The 16,870-nt window shown below is 62.0% G+C and carries 16 protein-coding genes, 1 tRNA gene and 1 pseudogene; 14 read left to right on the top strand and 4 right to left on the bottom strand.

Annotated features, from left to right (window positions below):
* Window positions 1-204 precede the first annotated feature (204 nt).
* The gene (locus PQV96_RS10740; protein WP_207373315.1) at window positions 205-2,622 is read left to right on the top strand and encodes a YgiQ family radical SAM protein; all 2,418 of its coding nucleotides are present in this window, start codon (window positions 205-207) and stop codon (window positions 2,620-2,622) included.
* A 24-nt stretch (window positions 2,623-2,646) separates the two neighbouring features.
* Here the strand turns inward: PQV96_RS10740 and PQV96_RS10735 are convergent, their stop codons facing one another.
* The 3 genes from PQV96_RS10735 to PQV96_RS10725 form a co-directional block, all read right to left on the bottom strand.
* On the bottom strand, window positions 2,647-3,108 hold the full coding sequence (locus PQV96_RS10735) for a hypothetical protein (protein ID WP_066691906.1): 462 nt from the start codon (window positions 3,106-3,108) through the stop codon (window positions 2,647-2,649).
* A gap of 242 nt (window positions 3,109-3,350) precedes the next feature.
* Complete coding sequence (locus tag PQV96_RS10730) at window positions 3,351-4,097, bottom strand: DUF1294 domain-containing protein (RefSeq protein WP_066691903.1); 747 nt, start codon at window positions 4,095-4,097, stop codon at window positions 3,351-3,353.
* 17 nt (window positions 4,098-4,114) lie between these two features.
* The gene (locus PQV96_RS10725; RefSeq protein WP_207373314.1) at window positions 4,115-5,005 is read right to left on the bottom strand and encodes a CoA transferase; all 891 of its coding nucleotides are present in this window, start codon (window positions 5,003-5,005) and stop codon (window positions 4,115-4,117) included.
* 120 nt (window positions 5,006-5,125) lie between these two features.
* On the opposite strand from PQV96_RS10725, the gene PQV96_RS10720 reads away from it, so the two are divergent.
* The gene (locus tag PQV96_RS10720) at window positions 5,126-5,512 is read left to right on the top strand and encodes a DODA-type extradiol aromatic ring-opening family dioxygenase (RefSeq protein WP_475557859.1); all 387 of its coding nucleotides are present in this window, start codon (window positions 5,126-5,128) and stop codon (window positions 5,510-5,512) included.
* Window positions 5,513-5,620: 108 nt separating this feature from the next.
* Here the strand turns inward: PQV96_RS10720 and PQV96_RS10715 are convergent, their stop codons facing one another.
* Complete coding sequence (locus tag PQV96_RS10715; protein ID WP_207373313.1) at window positions 5,621-6,829, bottom strand: amino acid aminotransferase; 1,209 nt, start codon at window positions 6,827-6,829, stop codon at window positions 5,621-5,623.
* Between the two features lie 106 nt (window positions 6,830-6,935).
* Here PQV96_RS10715 and uvrB point away from each other — a divergent pair, with 106 nt between their 5' ends.
* From uvrB to PQV96_RS10655, 12 genes and pseudogenes are all read left to right on the top strand, one after another.
* A complete protein-coding gene (gene uvrB / locus PQV96_RS10710; protein ID WP_273622812.1) occupies window positions 6,936-9,026 on the top strand; it encodes an excinuclease ABC subunit UvrB in 2,091 nt (696 codons plus the stop codon).
* A gap of 242 nt (window positions 9,027-9,268) precedes the next feature.
* A complete protein-coding gene (gene iscR, locus PQV96_RS10705) occupies window positions 9,269-9,805 on the top strand; it encodes a Fe-S cluster assembly transcriptional regulator IscR (RefSeq protein ID WP_273622811.1) in 537 nt (178 codons plus the stop codon).
* A gap of 104 nt (window positions 9,806-9,909) precedes the next feature.
* Window positions 9,910-11,130, top strand: coding sequence for an IscS subfamily cysteine desulfurase (locus tag PQV96_RS10700; RefSeq protein WP_044395273.1), 1,221 nt, complete (start codon window positions 9,910-9,912; stop codon window positions 11,128-11,130).
* 32 nt (window positions 11,131-11,162) lie between these two features.
* On the top strand, window positions 11,163-11,558 hold the full coding sequence (gene iscU / locus PQV96_RS10695) for a Fe-S cluster assembly scaffold IscU (protein ID WP_273622809.1): 396 nt from the start codon (window positions 11,163-11,165) through the stop codon (window positions 11,556-11,558).
* Window positions 11,559-11,562: 4 nt separating this feature from the next.
* A complete protein-coding gene (iscA, locus tag PQV96_RS10690; RefSeq protein ID WP_066691893.1) occupies window positions 11,563-11,886 on the top strand; it encodes an iron-sulfur cluster assembly protein IscA in 324 nt (107 codons plus the stop codon).
* A gap of 103 nt (window positions 11,887-11,989) precedes the next feature.
* The gene (gene hscB, locus PQV96_RS10685) at window positions 11,990-12,508 is read left to right on the top strand and encodes a Fe-S protein assembly co-chaperone HscB (protein WP_207373312.1); all 519 of its coding nucleotides are present in this window, start codon (window positions 11,990-11,992) and stop codon (window positions 12,506-12,508) included.
* 65 nt (window positions 12,509-12,573) lie between these two features.
* Window positions 12,574-14,413, top strand: a pseudogene (gene hscA, locus PQV96_RS10680) (Fe-S protein assembly chaperone HscA).
* A 23-nt stretch (window positions 14,414-14,436) separates the two neighbouring features.
* Window positions 14,437-14,775 (top strand): ISC system 2Fe-2S type ferredoxin, encoded by a 339-nt coding sequence (fdx, locus tag PQV96_RS10675; protein ID WP_066691884.1) that lies wholly within the window; start codon window positions 14,437-14,439, stop codon window positions 14,773-14,775.
* On the top strand, window positions 14,775-15,491 hold the full coding sequence (dnaQ, locus tag PQV96_RS10670; protein ID WP_207373310.1) for a DNA polymerase III subunit epsilon: 717 nt from the start codon (window positions 14,775-14,777) through the stop codon (window positions 15,489-15,491). Before fdx ends, dnaQ begins: the two co-directional genes overlap by 1 nt.
* A gap of 31 nt (window positions 15,492-15,522) precedes the next feature.
* Window positions 15,523-15,597 (top strand) — tRNA-Val (locus PQV96_RS10665).
* On the top strand, window positions 15,572-15,799 hold the full coding sequence (locus PQV96_RS10660) for a hypothetical protein (protein ID WP_207373309.1): 228 nt from the start codon (window positions 15,572-15,574) through the stop codon (window positions 15,797-15,799). The genes PQV96_RS10665 and PQV96_RS10660 overlap by 26 nt, the downstream gene beginning before the upstream one ends.
* A complete protein-coding gene (locus tag PQV96_RS10655; RefSeq protein WP_207373308.1) occupies window positions 15,796-16,836 on the top strand; it encodes a histone deacetylase family protein in 1,041 nt (346 codons plus the stop codon). Before PQV96_RS10660 ends, PQV96_RS10655 begins: the two co-directional genes overlap by 4 nt.
* Window positions 16,837-16,870: the final 34 nt, after the last annotated feature.

Here is a 16,870-nt window from a genome sequence, read left to right as displayed (position 1 = left end):
GCGCGCAGGGTGATGGGGCTTGGGGGCATGGGGTGCGTCATGGCAAGAGTCAGGGATTGGGCTGCCAGCAGTATAGAAACAGGCCGCCAAGCCAAGGGGCCATCGGCCCATGCAGCGACAAAAACCGGCGGGCGCCGTAAAATCGCGGTCTCCCCACGATATGACGGTGGCCGCCAAGCTTCTTCGGCGGCCATTCCCCATTGCATGAACGCCCCCGTTGACGTCTCCTTTTTTGCGCGCGCCGCAAAGCCCTTGACCAGCTACCGTCCGTACTGGGCCAAGCGCTTCGGCACGGCCCCGTTCCTGCCAATGAGCCGCGCGGAGATGGACAAACTGGGCTGGGACAGTTGCGACATCATCCTGGTGACGGGCGACGCGTATGTGGACCACCCCAGCTTCGGCATGGCCGTGATTGGCCGCACGCTGGAGGCCCAGGGCTTTCGCGTGGGCATCATTGCCCAGCCCGACTGGCAAAGCGCCGAGCCCTTCAAGGTGCTGGGCAAGCCCAACCTGTTCTGGGGCGTGACGGCGGGCAACATGGATTCGATGATCAACCGGTACACCGCCGACCGGAAGATTCGCAGCGACGACGCCTACACCCCCGGTGACGTGGGCGGCAAGCGCCCCGACCGCGCCGCCATCGTCTACAGCCAGCGCTGCCGCGAGGCGTACAAGGACGTGCCCATCGTCCTTGGTGGCATTGAAGGCAGCCTGCGCCGCATTGCGCATTACGACTACTGGAGCGACAAGGTGCGCCGCTCCATCGTGGTGGACAGCAAGTGCGACCTGCTGCTGTACGGCAACGCCGAGCGCGCGCTGGTCGAAGTGGCCCACCGCATTGCGGCACGCGAGCCGGTGGAAAAAATCACCGATGTGCGCGGCACAGCCTTTGTGCGCCGGCCTGATGATGAAAGCGGCAAGGGCTGGTTCGAGATCGACTCCACTACCGTGGACGAGCCCGGCCCGGTGGAAGCGCACATCAACCCCTACATGACCACCAGCGAGCAGGCCGCCGCCCAAGGCGCCAGCTGCAGCAAGGAAGAGGGGGGTGCTACTGATTCAGGAGCTGCCAGCGCTTGTGGGACGGGCGCTAGCGGCCAAAATGACCCCAACCCTGTGATCGCGCCAATCCAGTTTGTGGCCAACCCGGCACTCAAGTCCAAGCTCAAGGTGCCCCCGCGCGAGAAGACGGTGATCCGCCTGCCCAGCTACGAGCAGGTGAAAAGCGACCCCGTGCTTTACGCCCACGCCAATCGCGTGCTGCACCTTGAGACCAACCCCGGCAACGCCCGCGCCCTGGTGCAGGCGCATGGCGAAGGTGCCACGGCGCGCGATGTGTGGATCAACCCGCCCCCCATCCCGCTCACCACGGCCGAGATGGACTACGTGTTCGACCTGCCCTACGCGCGCAGCCCGCACCCCGCTTATGCCGACGAAAACGGCAGCCACGACGGCGCGACCAAGATCCCCGCGTGGGAGATGATTCGTTTCTCGATCAACATCATGCGCGGCTGCTTTGGCGGCTGCACCTTCTGCTCCATCACCGAGCACGAAGGCCGCATCATCCAGAGCCGGTCCGAGGATTCGATCATTCAGGAGATCGAGGACATCCGCGACAAGGTCAAGGGCTTCACCGGCACCATTTCTGACCTGGGTGGCCCCACGGCCAACATGTACCGCCTGGGCTGCCGCAGCCCCGAGATCGAGGCCGCCTGCCGCAAGCCCAGTTGCGTCTACCCAGGCATCTGCCAGAACCTGACCACCGACCACGGCCCGCTCATCAAGATCTACCGCCGCGGCCGCGCGCTCAAGGGCATCAAGAAGATTTTGATCGGCTCGGGCTTGCGCTACGACCTGGCCGTGAAGTCGCCCGAATACGTGAAAGAGCTGGTGCAGCACCACGTGGGCGGCTACCTGAAGATTGCGCCCGAGCACACCGAGCAGGGGCCGCTGTCCAAGATGATGAAGCCGGGCATTGGCAGCTATGACCGCTTCAAGCAGATGTTCGAGAAGTTCAGCGAAGAGGCGGGCAAGAAGCAGTTCCTGATCCCGTACTTCATCGCTGCCCACCCCGGCACCAGCGACGAGGACATGATGCACCTCGCCATCTGGCTGAAGAAGAACGGTTTCCGGGCCGACCAGGTGCAGACCTTCTACCCCAGCCCCATGGCGACCGCCACGGCCATGTACCACTCGGGCCGCAACCCGCTGACTCGCGTGCGCCGCCAGATGCGCGACGAGGCGGACGAGTCCGTGGACATCGTGCGCGGCGAAAAGCGCCGCCGTCTGCACAAGGCCTTCCTGCGCTACCACGACCCGAACAACTGGCCGCTGCTGCGCGAAGCGCTCAAGGCCATGGGCCGGGCGGATTTGATCGGCAACGGCAAGCACCACCTCATTCCGACCTTCCAGCCGTTGACGGATGGCAGCTACCAAAGTGCGCGCCGCAAAAACTCCACCCCCGTGGGGCAAAAGGCTGTAGCGGCCAAGCCGCAAGGGCAGGCCGCCAAGCCGGGCCAGCCCCAAAAGGGCCGGTTGCTTACGCAGCACACGGGCCTTCCGCCTCGGGTCACGGGCAGCGGCAAGCCATCTTTCAAGGCGGCAGCCCGCAAGCCACGTTGATGGTGCAGGTGGCGCGCGGCTCCGCTAGATCGGCCCCGCGTGTGTTCCCACCACCACCGATTGGCTTTCCTGCTCCGGCGCCTGCGGCACCAGGTCTTCAATGATGAAGGTGCGGTAGTAAAACGCCGCTGCGGCGCCTTCGGGCGCAATGGCCGCCACCACATGTTCGGGCGTGTCCTTGTCTGCCATGCTGATCAGCACACCGTGGTGGCCGGTGCCCGCCAGGTCGGCAATGCGCCGCACCATGTCCCCTTCTGCACCCACCGAGGGCAGGGGAATGTCAGTGCCCCCCAAGGTGCGAACGATTTCTTGCAGAATGAATTCAGGGCTGGCGTGTGCCAGCTCGCCTTGATGGCTGGCGCTGTGCAGCGCGGCGGCCGCCTGGCGCGCGCAGTCCTCATCGGGGAACAGCGCAAACACATAGCCGGTGGGGTAGAACACGCCGGACATGTTGGTCATGCTGGAGTCAAGGATGAGTGGCTTCATGGAGCGGTTCCCGTGGTGTTGCAGACACTGACATTGAAGCCCGCGCGGAAAAGGCGGGGTGTAGGCGCCGGGGCCCTTCGGGTGTCAGCCAGCGGTTTGACTGCGAACTGCGGGGAACGCAGCACTTGGCATCTGAGCTTTACATCAAAAGCGCCTCTGGCGCCCATCCATCAAGCGCCAGCAGCTATGATTTTTGAAGTGCTTGCGTGCTCACTCTGCCCGGGCTTGCCACCCAGGCCAGCTCATCCAACCAGCCCCAGCAGCCAGGCTGCCAGGGCGCCGCAATGCGCCACCACCGTCAGGGCGTAGACGGCGCGAAACGCTGCTTTTTGAGACTTGTGCCGCAGCATTTGCTGCGCCAGCCAGGCGGCAGGCCAGCCTCCCACCAGGGCCAGCAGGTGCAAATGACTTTCCTTGGTGCGCCACATGCCACGCTGCGCTGCGCTTTTGTCAGAGGCGTAGGCCAAAAAAGTGAACAGGTTCAGCCCCAGGGCTGCACCCACCGTCCACAGGGGCAGGCGCTGCGCCCAAACGGCCCAGGCCAGCATGGCCATCCACACCACAGCCATGGCGCTGATGAGCAGCAGTTCCCCGGCAGGCAAGGACGTTACCCGCTGGGTACGCCGCCGCACCTGGGCTGGTGGCCGCGAAGCCGCGCGCGGGTGTGCCCCGGTGGTGCGCTGCGCAGCGGAAGGGCCTCGGCGTGCAGACTGGGGTGCTTCACGCGAGGCGGTGCTACCCGCACCACGCGGGACGGCTGCGCGGCCTGGCGCGCCCACCGCCTGCGCACTGGGGCGCACTGCCATGGCCCGTGGCCCTTTGCCGCCCACATGGATTTCCTCAAAAACCACTGCCATGCCCATGCGCGGTGCTGCTGGGCCTTGAAAGTCGCGCAGATGGAAGAACACATCGGCCACAGAGTCTGGGCTACGGATGAAGCCGAAGGCGCGCTCGGCATCCCAGCGGGTGATTTGCCCTGTCTTTTGCATGGGTTGCGCTCAGTCTTTCACGCCAGCGTGTGCAGGGGAATGTCCTGGGCGAGCGCCAGCGCGTCCAGCTGGGCGCGGGTTTGGGTGCGGATGAAATTCGCCACCGCCTCGTGCGTGGCAGGGGCGCGCAAGGTGGGCCCGTCGCCCACGGCGGGCAGCCCAGCGGCTGCGCACAGGCGGGCAGCAAAGTGGGGTTCCAGTGCGGCCACGGCCACGCGGCCATCGGCACAGGGGTAGAGGCGGTAGCCAGCGTGGGCGCCGCCCACATCGCCATCGGGCGTTGTCAGGCCCCAGTGCCGGGGCTGGGCCAGCCAGGCGGCGGCGTCGGCCAGGGCCACTTCCAGCAGGGCGCCCTGGCCGGTTTGGGCGCGAACCAGCAGGGTTTGCAGCACGGCCTCGCTCGCCATCAGGGCGCCGCCCATGTCGGCATACAGCGTGGGGGGCATCTCGGTGCCTGTGGCCAAGCCAGCGTCGGCCAGGTAGGTCAGGTCGTGCCCAGGCTCTTCGGCCCGTTCACCCGCGGCACCCACGATGCGCACCAGGGACAGGCGCGGGTAGCGGGCTTGCAAGGCATCCCACCCCAGGCCGAGTTTGGTGAGGGCCGAAGGGCGGAAGGAGGTGATCAACACGTCCGTGCGCTCCAGCTCTGCGTGCAGCGCCGCCTGGCCTTCCTCGGTTTTGAGGTGGGCCTGCACCACGCGGATGCCCTGGTGCATGTCGGTGTAAGCCTGTGGGCTGTAAAGCGCCATGGGGTCTGCGCTGGTGTGGGGCGCGGGGGCCAGAGGTTCGAGCTTGGTGCAGGTGGCGCCCATGCGTGCGCAGCGCATGAGGGCGGCGGGGCCGGGCAGGTTCAGCGCCAGGCTCAGAATGCGGGTGCCGTTCAGCGGCTGGGGAGCGGAAGAGGACATGGGTGGCATGAGGCGGTTGAAAGGGCGGGTAGGGTGAGTGATCGCTGGGGAGTGCGGAACTTTGCCCGCAGCCTCCTTCAAAGGGTTATACATACATTGTTACCGGCGCTGCAGCTGAGCATGGACTACAGCCGCCCGCCAGCCGAGCACTACGCACTGGGCCAGCAGCTTCAGCGCCTGCGCGAGCGGGGCGTGCTGATTGTGGGCAGCGGCAACATCGTGCACAACCTGCGCGCCACCCGCCGTGGAACCGCCGCCAATGAGGCATATGACTGGGCCACAGAGTTCGACACCGTGGTGCAAGACCAGATCAAGAAGGGCCAACTGGCGGCGCTGCCCAACTTCATGGGCCTGGGCGCGGTGGCCAAGCAAGCCCACCCGACGCACGAGCACTACTTGCCCTTGCTATATGCCGCAGGGGCCGTGCAGCCTTCGGAAATGCCCCGGTTCTTCAACACGGGCTACCAGTCGGCCTCGATCTCCATGCGATCTGTGTTGTGGGGTTAGCTATTGAATTGATAGCTGCTGGCGCTTGATGGATAAGCGTTAGAGGCATAAAAAGCAAAAAACCGCCCGAAGGCGGTTTTTTGTTGTGGTCAAGCGCAAGGAAGCAGGTTAGATGACCTTGGCAATCGCTTGGCAGACGTAGTCGATGTTCTTGCTGTTCAGGGCAGCCACGCACATGCGGCCGGTGTCGGTGCCGTACACGCCGAATTCCGTGCGCAGGCGCACCATCTGGTCCTTCGAGAGGCCGGAGTAGCTGAACATGCCGATCTGGGTGGTGATGAAGGACATGTCCTTGGTCACGCCGGCGGCCTTCAGGCCATCAACCAGCTTTTGGCGCATGGCCTTGATGCGCACGCGCATTTCGCCCAGTTCCTTTTCCCACAGAGCGCGCAGCTCGGGGTTGCCCAGCACGGCAGCCACGATGGCGCCACCGTGGGTGGGTGGGTTGGAGTAGTTGGTGCGGATGGCGATCTTGAGCTGGCTCAGCACGCGGTCGGTTTCTTCCTTGCTGCTGCCGACCACGCTCAGTGCGCCCACGCGCTCGCCGTACAGGCTGAAGCTCTTGGAGAAGCTGGTGGAGACAAAGATGTTCAGACCCGCAGCCACGAACTTGGCGATCACGGCGCCGTCTTCAGCAATGCCGTAGCCGAAGCCTTGGTACGCCATGTCCAGGAAGGCGGTGAGGTTGCGTTCCTTCACCACGGCAATCACGTGATCCCACTGGGCGGGGGTGATGTCGTAGCCGGTGGGGTTGTGGCAGCAGGCGTGCAGCAGCACGATGGTGCCGGCGGCGGCGGCCTTCAGCTTGGCCAGCATGCCGTCGAAGTTGATGCCGCCCAGGCCGCCGTTGGCGCTCTGGTCAAAGTAGGGGTAGGTATCAACGGTGAACCCGGCGTTGGTGAACAGCGCGCGGTGGTTTTCCCAGCTAGGGTCAGAGATCAGCACGGTCGCGTTGGGGCTGATCTTCTTGAGAAAGTCGGCACCGATCTTCAGGCCGCCGGTGCCGCCAATGGCTTGCACGGTGGCCACGCGGCCGCTCTTGACGACTTCGGAGTCTGCGCCGAACACCAGGCCCTTCACGGCTGCGTCATAGGCAGCGATACCGTCGATGGGCAAGTAGCCACGGGCGGTGGGCTTTTCCATCATGGTCTTTTCAGCGGCTTGCACGCACTGCAGCAGGGGCAGCTTGCCGTTGTCGTCGAAATACACGCCCACGCCCAGGTTGACCTTGTTGGGGTTGGTGTCGGCGTTGAATTGTTCGTTCAGACCCAGGATAGGGTCGCGGGGGGCCATTTCGACGGCGGTGAACAGAGACATGAAAATCCTTGAAAGGTTGTCAGTAGCGAAGAATCCGGGCGTGGTGTACTGTGCCGGGTTCCGCCGATTTTAACGGGCGGCCTGCTCCATCTGTTGACCACGCCCCATGCCAGATATCACCGAAGTCATTCCTGAAAAGCAAGACGGCGAGTTCGTCCGCTTCCCGGACTCGCCGTTTGAGTTGTTTCAGCCGTACCCCCCCGCTGGCGACCAGCCTGAGGCCATCAACAAGCTGGTGGAGGGGCTGCGGGATGGCGAAGCCTTCCAGACGCTGCTGGGGGTGACTGGCTCGGGCAAGACCTTCACCATGGCCAATGTCATCGCCCGCATGGGCCGCCCGGCCATCGTTTTTGCGCCCAACAAGACCTTGGCGGCACAGCTGTACAGCGAGTTTCGAGAGTTCTTCCCCAAGAACGCGGTGGAGTATTTCGTCAGCTACTACGACTACTACCAGCCCGAAGCCTATGTGCCGCAGCGCGACCTGTTCATCGAGAAGGACAGTGCGATCAATGAGCACATCGAGCAGATGCGCCTGAGTTGCACCAAGAGCCTGATGGAACGGCGCGACGTGGTGATCGTGGCCACCGTGTCGGCCATCTACGGTATTGGCGAGCCCGAGAGCTATCACCGCATGGTGATGACGCTGCGCGTGGGGGACAAGCTGGGCCAGCGCGACGTGATTGCGCAGCTCATCCGCATGCAGTACCAGCGCAACGAAGCCGATTTTTCGCGCGGCAAGTTTCGGGTGCGTGGCGACACGATCGACGTGTTCCCGGCAGAACATTCCGAGCTAGCCATTCGCATTGAGCTGTTTGATGACGAGATCGAGAGCCTTCAGCTGTTCGACCCGCTTACGGGGCGCGTCAAGCAGAAGATTCCACGCTTTACCGTGTACCCCAGCAGCCACTACGTCACCCCGCGTGACAAGGTGCTGGCAGCGGTGGAGACCATCAAGCTGGAGCTGGCCGAGCGCCTGCAGCAACTGGTGGCTGACGGCAAATTGGTGGAAGCCCAGCGACTGGAACAACGCACCCGGTTTGACCTGGAAATGCTCAGCGAAGTAGGGCACTGCAAGGGCATTGAAAACTACACGCGCCACCTGTCGGGTGCAGCGCCGGGAGACCCGCCCAGCACGCTGACCGACTACATGCCCAAGGACTCCATCATGTTCCTGGACGAGAGCCACCAGATGATCGGGCAGCTGTCGGCCATGTACAACGGCGACCGGGCTCGCAAGACCACGCTGGTGGAATATGGCTTTCGCCTGCCTTCGGCGCTGGACAACCGGCCGCTCAAGTTCGAGGAATTTGAGCAGCGCATGCGGCAAGCGATTTTCGTAACGGCGACGCCAGCCGACTACGAGAAAACCCACTCTGGTCAGATCGTGGATCAGGTGGTGCGCCCCACAGGGCTGGTGGACCCGGTGGTGGAGGTGCGGCCCGCCACCCATCAGGTGGACGACGTGCTGCAGGAAATCCGCATTCGCGTGGAAAAGCATGAGCGCGTTCTGATCACCACACTGACCAAGCGCATGGCCGAGCAACTCACCGATTACCTCACCGACAACGGCGTGAAGGTGCGCTACCTGCACAGCGATGTAGACACCGTGGAGCGGGTGGAAATCATCCGCGACCTGCGGCTGGGCGCATTCGATGTGCTGGTGGGTATCAACCTGCTGCGTGAGGGGCTGGATATTCCCGAGGTGTCGCTGGTGGCCATTCTGGACGCGGACAAGGAAGGTTTTTTGCGCGCGGAGCGCAGCCTGATTCAGACCATTGGCCGCGCGGCGCGCAACCTGAATGGCCGCGCCATTCTGTATGCCGACCGCATCACCGACTCCATGAAAAAGGCCATGGACGAAACCGAGCGACGGCGTACCAAGCAGATCGCCCACAACGAAGCCCACGGCATTACGCCGCGCGGCATTGTCAAGCGGGTAAGAGACCTGATTGACGGCGTTTACAGCGAAAAAGCGGGGAAAGACGCGGAGCGCATGGAACAAGAGGCCATGCAAAGGGCTCAGGTGGAAGAGATGTCCGAGAAGGACATTTCGCGCGAGATCAAGCGCCTGGAGAAGCTGATGCTGGAACACGCTCGCAACCTCGAATTCGAGCAGGCTGCGCGCGTGCGCGATCAACTGACCAAACTCAAGGACCGCGCCTTTGGTGCGCCTGGAAGCGATTCGATCACGGCCTGATCCGCTTTGCCGAGGTCAATACGGGTCAGGGGGAATTGTGACCTGTTGGTTTTTTAACCTGAGCAATTCGATAGGGATTTGTGATATACTCTTACAAAATACTCAACAACAAAGCCCAACGATGAAGGGCTCCGTGACAGGCAAGGCTGAGCGGAGTAAGGGGCGGAGACGGTGCCTGTGCTGACCATTCGCCAGCGCAGGCAGTTTCTTTAACGAACGAGCCTCAGCACAAGGAGCTTTCCATGCGTCTCACCACCAAAGGCCGTTTCGCGGTCACCGCGATGATTGACTTGGCTCTGCGTCAAAACAATGGTCCCGTCACGCTGGCGGCCATCAGCCAGCGCCAGCAAATCTCCCTGTCTTATCTTGAACAGCTGTTCGGCAAACTTCGCCGTCATGAACTGGTCGAGTCCACCCGTGGCCCCGGCGGCGGCTACACGCTGGCCCGCAAGGCTGGTGAGATCACCGTGGCTGACATCATTGTCTCGGTGGACGAGCCGATCGACGCCACACAGTGCGGCGGCAAAGAGAACTGCCTGGGCGAAGCTGGCCGTTGCATGACCCACGAGTTGTGGGCTTCGCTGAATCAGCGCATGGTGGAGTTTCTGGACTCCGTCACGCTGCAAAAGCTGGTGGACGAGCAGCTTGCCAAGGGCGTGCAAATTGAAGACAAGCCCGTCGTGCGCCGCGCTATTTCCACCACGCCTGTGGTCAAACCGATCCGCGTGAACGCCCCGAACTCCGTGTTCGCGCTGGGCAACGCATTCGCCAAATCCTGAAAGCCATGCGATGTGCGCGGCCTTCAAGGCCAGCATCGCCCTGTACGTTTACCTGTTTTTGACAACCGTTTTTGCTGCCAGCCAGAAACGCAACTGAGCCAGCCATCAACATGACCCCACACTTTCCTATTTATCTCGACTACGGCGCCACCACCCCCGTGGACCCTCGCGTGGTGGACGCGATGATTCCCTGGTTGCGCGAGCACTTTGGCAACCCCGCTTCCCGCAGCCACGCCTGGGGTTGGGAAGCGGAAGAGGCCGTGGAGAAGGCGCGCGCCCAAGTGGCCGACCTGATCGGTGCCGACCCCCGTGAAATCGTGTGGACCAGTGGCGCTACTGAATCGATCAATCTGGCCCTGAAGGGCGCGGCCCAGTTCTACAAAGGCAAGGGCAAGCATCTGATCACGCTCAAGACAGAACACAAGGCTGTTCTCGACACGATGCGTGAACTGGAGCGCCAGGGTTTTGAAGTGACCTACCTGGATGTGCAGGAAGATGGCCTGGTGAGCATGGACGCCCTGAAGGCTGCCATCCGCCCTGACACCATCCTGATCAGCATCCTCTTCGTGAACAACGAAATCGGTGTGATTCAGGACATTCCTGCGATCGGCGCCCTCTGCCGCGAAAAGGGCATCTTGCTGCATGTGGATGCAGCGCAGGCCACAGGCCGCGTCGAGATTGACATGAACGTGCTGCCCATCGACCTGATGAGCATGACCGCGCACAAGACCTACGGCCCCAAGGGCGTGGGCGCCCTCTACGTGCGCCGCAAGCCTCGCGTGCGCCTGGAAGCCCAGATGCATGGTGGTGGTCACGAGCGCGGCATGCGCTCGGGCACCTTGCCTACGCACCAGATCGTGGGCATGGGTGAAGCCTTCCGCATTGCCAAGGAAGAAATGGCCGAGAGCAATGCCAAGGCCCGTGCCTTGCAACAGCGCTTGCTCGACGGTCTGAAGGACATTGAGCAAGTGTTCATCAACGGCAGCATGGAGCGCCGTGTGCCCCAGAACCTGAACATGAGCTTCAACTTCGTTGAAGGCGAATCGTTGATCATGGGTATCAAGGGTCTGGCGGTGTCTTCTGGCTCGGCCTGTACCTCGGCAAGCCTGGAGCCTAGCTATGTGCTGCGCGCCCTCGGCCGTAGCGACGAGCTGGCACACAGCAGCCTGCGCATGACCATCGGCCGTTTTACGACCGAAGAAGAAATTGATTACGCGATCTCCACCATCCGCGAAAACGTAGCCCGTCTGCGTGAACTCAGCCCCCTGTGGGAGATGTACAAGGATGGCGTCGATCTCAGCACCATCCAATGGGCTGCGCACTGATCGCGCCCTGAAACGACCTAAGAGGACTTGCCATGGCTTATTCTGAAAAAGTGGTTGACCATTACGAGAACCCCCGTAACGTGGGCTCTTTCGACAAGGGTGATGAGTCGGTGGGCACCGGCATGGTGGGTGCGCCTGCCTGTGGTGACGTGATGAAACTGCAGATCAAGGTGAACCCCCAGACGGGCGTGATTGAAGACGCGCGCTTCAAGACCTATGGCTGCGGCTCTGCGATTGCTTCTTCGTCGCTGGTGACGGAGTGGGTGACGGGCAAGACCCTGGACGAAGCAGCGGCCCTCAAGAACAGCGTGATCGCTGAAGAGTTGGCGCTGCCGCCTGTGAAGATCCATTGCTCCATCCTCGCGGAAGATGCCATCAAGGCAGCCGTGAACGATTACAAAGCCAAGCACGCTACCCCTGCAGCCTGAAGCAATGGCCATTACCCTCACAGAAGCGGCGGCACGCCATGTCAGCAGGTACCTTGCCCGCCGCGGCAAGGGCTTGGGTGTGCGCCTAGGAGTCAAGACCACTGGCTGCTCGGGCTTGGCCTACAAGCTGGAGTACGTGGACGAGTCGGAGCCTGAGGACGTGGTCTTTGAGAACCACGGCGTCAAGGTGTTGATCGACCCTAAGAGCTTGGCCTACATCGACGGGACAGAGTTGGATTTTGTGCGTGAAGGCCTCAACGAAGGCTTCAAGTTCAACAACCCCAACGAGCGTGACCGCTGCGGCTGTGGAGAGAGCTTCCGCGTTTGACACACAGGCCTTCCGGCTTGGCTGTCCCCCATGAAACCGCCAGCGCACTGTGTGTTGGCGGTTTTTTCTTGAGCACGACTGATCTTTCTGCGAGCACTGCAGCATGAACCTGCAATCCAACGACTTTGAACTCTTTGGTGTACCTGAGCGCTTTGCTCAAGACCGGGCAGCCCTGGATGCCCGCTGGAAGGAACTTCAAAAAGAAGCCCACCCCGACAAATTTGCGGCGCAAGGTGTTGCAGCCCAGCGGGTGGCGATGCAGTGGTCAGTGCGCATCAACGAGGCGTACCAGCGCTTGAAAGATCCGCTGCGGCGTGCAGCCTACCTGTGCGAGCTCCACGGGGCGCCGATCCAGGCCCACGACAACACCGCCATGCCGCCCGCGTTTCTGATGCAGCAAATGGAATGGCGCGAAGCGCTGGAAGATGCCGCCACCCCTGCTGCTGTGGATGCCCTGGAAGGTGAGGTCATGCAGGCACGCAAAGCAGGTTTGGCGCGGTGTGAAGCGTTGATAGACCAACAAGGTGACTTCCCTGCGGCCGCGCAGCAAGTGAGAGCCCTCATGTTCATTGCGCGATTTGCCGACGATATCGATCGCCGGCGCGAGCAACTGGGACAATAGCAGTTGTTACCTTTTCGACCCTTGGTCAACGTGCCAAGGTCACTCACGTAGAACAAACGAATTCCATGGCGCTTTTGCAGATCTCCGAGCCCGGACAGTCCCCCGACCCCCATCAGCGCCGCATTGCGGTGGGTATTGATCTGGGAACCACGCACTCCCTGGTGGCAGCCGTTCGCAACGGCGTGGCTGAATGCCTGCCCGACAGCGAAGGCCGCGTGCTGTTGCCCTCCGTAGTGCGTTATCTGGGGCAAGGTGGGCGCCAGATTGGCTACCAGGCTGTTGCCGCCCAGGCCAGCGATGCCAGCAATACGATTGCCTCGGTCAAGCGGTTCATGGGCCGCGGGCTGCAAGACGTGGCCCAGGCCGGCCAGCTGCCCTACGAATTTGTGCAGCCAGCTGAAGGCGGCATGGTCAGCATTTCCACGGCCGATGGCGTGAAAACCCCCGTGGAGGTCAGCGCCGAGATCCTGGCCACACTGCGCTATCGGGCGGAAGACACCTTCAACGATGATTTGTACGGCGCTGTCATCACGGTGCCTGCGTACTTCGACGATGCCCAGCGCCAGGCGACCAAGGATGCAGCCAAGCTGGCAGGCATCAATCTGCTACGCCTTATCAACGAACCCACCGCCGCTGCCATTGCCTACGGTTTGGACAATGCCAGCGAGGGTGTGTACGCGGTGTATGACCTGGGCGGCGGTACCTTCGATATCTCTATCCTGCGACTGACGCAGGGTGTGTTCGAAGTGATTGCCACCGGCGGCGATTCTGCCTTGGGGGGGGACGACTACGATGCGGCGTTGGCCGATTGGGTGGTGTCCCAAACTGGTTGCAAGGTCCAGAGCCCTGCAGACAAAGCAGCCATTCGGCTGGCGGCGCGCGCTTGCAAGGAAGCCTTGACTGCTACAGAAAAAGTAGCGTTTAGCGCTGATCTGTCGGGCGGTAACGTGCAATTTGATGTGAATCGCGCTGATTTTGACGCAGCCACTGCCGCGCTCACCGCGCGCTCCATGGCAGCTGTGCGCAGAGCACTGCGTGACGCCCAGCTTGAACGTGAAGAGGTGAAGGGCGTTGTGATGGTGGGCGGCTCGACCCGCATGCCGCAGGTGCAACGTGCTGTGGCCGAATTTTTCGGCCGCGAGCCACTGACCAACCTGAACCCTGACGAGGTCGTGGCGCTTGGCGCAGCCATCCAGGCCAACCAGCTCGCAGGAAACAACACTGCAGGCGACTTGCTGTTGCTGGACGTGATCCCTCTGTCGCTGGGCATTGAAACCATGGGTGGCCTGGTGGAACGGATCGTGGCTCGCAATGAAACCATCCCCACGGCCAAGGCACAGGACTTCACCACCTACAAAGATGGGCAAACCGCCCTTGCCATCCATGTGGTGCAGGGAGAGCGTGATCTGGTGCAAGACTGCCGCAGCCTGGCACGCTTTGAACTGCGGGGCATTCCGCCCATGGCTGCCGGTGCCGCCCGCATTCGGGTGACGTTCACGGTGGATGCGGATGGCCTTTTGTCCGTCAGTGCGAAAGAGCAGGGCAGTGGTGTGGAAGCGCGCATTGATGTGAAGCCCTCGTATGGCCTCTCCGATGAGCAAATCGCGCGCATGCTGCAAGACGGCTTTGCCACAGCTGCGCAAGACATGCGTGCCCGCGCCGTGGTGGAAGCCCGGGTAGACGCGGACCGCACTGGATGCCGATGGCGATCTGCTCACAGTGCAGGAGCGTGCTGGCATTGACGCGCTGATGCAGGCCCTGCGCGATCAGCTTCAAGCGGAGGATGCAGCAGTCATCGAAGCGGCGACCGAAGCATTGGCCAAAGGTACCGAACCTTTCGCAGCACAACGGATGAACCGAGGCATTCAGCAGGCACTGGCCGGCAAGAATGTCCAATCCCTCTAATACCAAGCACTGAACCAGACGCCATGCCCGTCATCAAAATTCTTCCCCATCCAGAATACTGCCCCGCAGGAACCGAAATCACGGCCCCCGCAGGTACATCCATTTGCGAGGCTTTGCTGGACAACCAGATCAACATTGAGCACGCCTGCGATATGAGCTGCGCCTGCACCACCTGCCATGTGATCGTGCGCGAGGGGCTGGCTTCGTTGAACGCAGCGGAAGAAGAGGAAGAAGACCTGCTGGATCGCGCATGGGGTTTGGAGCCGCAGTCGCGCCTGTCGTGCCAGGCCATCCTGGCCCAGAAAGACCTGGTCATCGAGATTCCCAAGTACACGATCAACCACGCCAAGGAAAACCACTGATGTCCCGCCAGATTGTTCTGGACACGGAAACCACCGGCCTTTCGGCGGAGGGTGGCGACCGCATCATCGAATTGGGGTGCGTGGAGCTGCTCAACCGCAAGCTCACGGGCAACAACCTGCACCTGTACTTCAACCCAGGGCGCGACAGCCATGAAGATGCGCTCAAGGTTCACGGCATCAGCAACGAGTTCCTGAAGGACAAGCCGAAGTTCGCCGATGTCGCCCCCCAAATCCTGGACTATTTGCAGGGCGCCGAGATCATCATCCACAACGCAGCGTTCGACGTGGGCTTCCTGAACAAGGAACTGGAGTTGACCGGGCGGGCGCCCTTCAGTACCTATGTGGCCAGCATCACGGACACCTTGGCCATGGCCAAGGAGATGTATCCGGGCAAGCGCAACTCCCTGGATGCACTGTGTGACCGCCTTGGCGTTGACAACTCGGGCCGCACGCTGCACGGAGCCTTGCTAGACGCAGAACTGCTGGCCGACGTCTACATCAACCTGACCCGCGGCCAGGATGCGTTGCTCATCGTGGACGACGCGCAAGAAGGCGCGGAGGGCGGGGCATCAGCACAAGTCGACCTGAGCCGTTTCACGCTGCAGGTCATCAAGGCCAATGAGCAAGAGTTGGCAACGCATGAAGACGTCATGGCGCAGATCGACAAATCCAGCGGTGGCAAAACAATTTGGCGAAAATTGTCGGCGGCCGTTTAATTTGTGCCATAATCTAAGGCTTGACGCAAACGGGTGATTAGCTCAGCGGTAGAGCACTGCCTTCACACGGCAGGGGTCACATGTTCGATCCATGTATCACCCACCAAATTCAAAAGCGCCTTGCAGCATTGCAAGGCGCTTTTTTCTTTGTGTCTTCACACAGACACGTTGGCGCGCTCGGGACGGGGCAGGTTGCAGGCACAATGATCAAGCGCCTGTTTCAACAAATGTTCGCTTTCGTTTTGCACCAGATGCACGCCTGCTCAGAAAAGCTACTGGGTGCCAACCGCTGCGGAGCCATCATATGATCAGCTTTCATAACCCACTACACCACCTGCACGCTCCGGCACACGAGTTTTTTCGGGGCAATCGCGTGGACTGCTTTGAAAAACCCGCGCGCGCCGATTACGTCGAGCAGGCACTGCGCCAGGCGGGCTACGAACTGCTGGCCCCCGACTCAGAGGCCACAGGAGCGCTGAAAAAAGTACATAGCCAGCGCTACCTCGACTTTTTGGCATCCGCCTGGGCGCAGTGGGTGGCGCTGGACCCGGTCAACGCCACCACGCAACCATTCCCATCGGTCTGGCCCGTGCGCACGTTGCGCAGTGATATGGAACCCACCAACTTCATTGCCAAGCTGGGCCTCTACTCCATGGACAATGGAACGCCCTTGGCCCAAGGCACTTGGGAAGCCGCCAAAGCGGGTGCAGACGCAGCAGCCAGTGCCGCCATGCGCATTGCCGCAGGCGCGCCCGCAGCGTTTTGCTGCACACGGCCTCCGGGTCACCATGCCGGCCCTGATTTCATGGGCGGCTACTGCTTTCTGAACAATGCAGCGGTGGCCGCCCAGACGCTGCTGGATCAAGGAGCCAAACGGGTGGTTGTGCTGGATGTGGACTACCACCACGGCAATGGCACGCAGAGCATCTTCTACCAGCGCGCAGATGTGCTTTTCATCAGCATCCACGGCGACCCGCTGACCGAATACCCCTTTTATTTGGGGCATGCGGACGAGCAGGGCGAGGGCGCCGGGTTGGGCTTCAACCTGAACCTGCCGCTGCCCGCAGGCAGCTCCGTCGCGAAGTGGTTTGCGGCTCTGGATGCCGCCTGCACTCGCATTTCTCAATATACTCCCGATGCTCTGGTGGTCTCGTTGGGGCTGGACACCTATGTGGGTGATCCCATCTCGCAATTTGCGCTGGCCACGGAAGACTTCTCAACGCTGGGCCGCAGGTTGGCAGCCCTGGGCTTGCCGACAGCACTGGTGCTGGAAGGCGGGTATGCCGCCGCTGAGCTGGGGGCCAACGCACTCCAGGTCATTCACGGCTTTGAAGCGGGTCGGTGAGACCGCTGGCACAAACAGCAGGACCCATAGAAAA

It is taken from the genome of Acidovorax temperans (genome assembly GCF_028596105.1).
Classification (GTDB): Bacteria; Pseudomonadota; Gammaproteobacteria; order Burkholderiales; family Burkholderiaceae_C; genus Acidovorax; species Acidovorax temperans.
This window is presented reverse-complemented; position numbering and strand designations above follow the sequence as displayed.

Coding starts and splice junctions, on each gene's coding strand:
- uvrB (WP_273622812.1), top strand. CDS start 6,936: ATGCCAGATATCACCGAAGTCATTCCTGAAAAGCAAGACGGCGAGTTC.
- iscR (WP_273622811.1), top strand. CDS start 9,269: ATGCGTCTCACCACCAAAGGCCGTTTCGCGGTCACCGCGATGATTGAC.
- hscB (WP_207373312.1), top strand. CDS start 11,990: ATGAACCTGCAATCCAACGACTTTGAACTCTTTGGTGTACCTGAGCGC.
- PQV96_RS10730 (WP_066691903.1), bottom strand. CDS start 4,097: ATGCAAAAGACAGGGCAAATCACCCGCTGGGATGCCGAGCGCGCCTTC.
- PQV96_RS10735 (WP_066691906.1), bottom strand. CDS start 3,108: ATGAAGCCACTCATCCTTGACTCCAGCATGACCAACATGTCCGGCGTG.
- iscU (WP_273622809.1), top strand. CDS start 11,163: ATGGCTTATTCTGAAAAAGTGGTTGACCATTACGAGAACCCCCGTAAC.
- fdx (WP_066691884.1), top strand. CDS start 14,437: ATGCCCGTCATCAAAATTCTTCCCCATCCAGAATACTGCCCCGCAGGA.
- PQV96_RS10740 (WP_207373315.1), top strand. CDS start 205: ATGAACGCCCCCGTTGACGTCTCCTTTTTTGCGCGCGCCGCAAAGCCC.
- PQV96_RS10725 (WP_207373314.1), bottom strand. CDS start 5,005: ATGTCCTCTTCCGCTCCCCAGCCGCTGAACGGCACCCGCATTCTGAGC.
- iscA (WP_066691893.1), top strand. CDS start 11,563: ATGGCCATTACCCTCACAGAAGCGGCGGCACGCCATGTCAGCAGGTAC.
- PQV96_RS10715 (WP_207373313.1), bottom strand. CDS start 6,829: ATGTCTCTGTTCACCGCCGTCGAAATGGCCCCCCGCGACCCTATCCTG.
- PQV96_RS10720 (WP_475557859.1), top strand. CDS start 5,126: ATGGACTACAGCCGCCCGCCAGCCGAGCACTACGCACTGGGCCAGCAG.
- PQV96_RS10655 (WP_207373308.1), top strand. CDS start 15,796: ATGATCAGCTTTCATAACCCACTACACCACCTGCACGCTCCGGCACAC.
- dnaQ (WP_207373310.1), top strand. CDS start 14,775: ATGTCCCGCCAGATTGTTCTGGACACGGAAACCACCGGCCTTTCGGCG.
- PQV96_RS10660 (WP_207373309.1), top strand. CDS start 15,572: ATGTTCGATCCATGTATCACCCACCAAATTCAAAAGCGCCTTGCAGCA.